Genomic DNA, 1061 nt, shown 5'->3' with positions numbered 1-1061 from the left:
GTCGTGACTGCGTGCCTTTTGAAGAATGAGCCTGCGAGTTAGCGGTGTGTAGCGAGGTTAACCCGTGTGGGGAAGCCGTAGCGAAAGCGAGTCCGAACAGGGCGATTGAGTTGCACGCTCTAGACCCGAAGCGGAGTGATCTAGCCATGGGCAGGTTGAAGCGGAGGTAAGACTTCGTGGAGGACCGAACCCACCAGGGTTGAAAACCTGGGGGATGACCTGTGGTTAGGGGTGAAAGGCCAATCAAACTCCGTGATAGCTGGTTCTCCCCGAAATGCATTTAGGTGCAGCGTCGTGTGTTTCTTGCCGGAGGTAGAGCACTGGATAGGCGATGGGCCCTACCGGGTTACTGACCTTAGCCAAACTCCGAATGCCGGTAAGTGAGAGCACGGCAGTGAGACTGTGGGGGATAAGCTCCATGGTCGAGAGGGAAACAGCCCAGAGCATCGACTAAGGCCCCTAAGCGTACGCTAAGTGGGAAAGGATGTGGAGTCGCAGAGACAACCAGGAGGTTGGCTTAGAAGCAGCCACCCTTGAAAGAGTGCGTAATAGCTCACTGGTCAAGTGATTCCGCGCCGACAATGTAGCGGGGCTCAAGCGTACCGCCGAAGTCGTGTCATTCATACACATATCCCCAACGGGAGTATGGATGGGTAGGGGAGCGTCGTGTGCCGGGTGAAGCAGCCGCGGAAGCGAGTTGTGGACGGTTCACGAGTGAGAATGCAGGCATGAGTAGCGATACACACGTGAGAAACGTGTGCGCCGATTGACTAAGGGTTCCTGGGTCAAGCTGATCTGCCCAGGGTAAGTCGGGACCTAAGGCGAGGCCGACAGGCGTAGTCGATGGACAACCGGTTGATATTCCGGTACCCGCTTTGAAACGCCCAATACTGAATCAGGCGATGCTAAGTCCGTGAAGCCGGCCCGATCTCTTCGGAGTTGAGGGTAGTGGTGGAGCCGACGAACCAGACTTGTAGTAGGTAAGCGATGGGGTGACGCAGGAAGGTAGTCCAGCCCGGGCGGTGGTTGTCCCGGGGTAAGGGTGTAGGCCGTGTGGTAGG

The 1061-nt window shown here is 57.0% G+C and carries 1 rRNA gene; it reads left to right on the top strand.

Annotation, left to right across the window (positions count from 1 at the left end):
* Positions 1 to 1061, top strand: a 23S ribosomal RNA gene (locus ACGFNN_RS35115); the annotation flags it as partial.

The organism is Streptomyces sp. NPDC048590, assembly GCF_043199535.1.
Classification (GTDB): Bacteria; Actinomycetota; Actinomycetes; order Streptomycetales; family Streptomycetaceae; genus Streptomyces.
The sequence above is the reverse complement of the archived record's forward strand: the minus strand, read 5'-3'. Positions and strand labels throughout refer to the sequence as shown.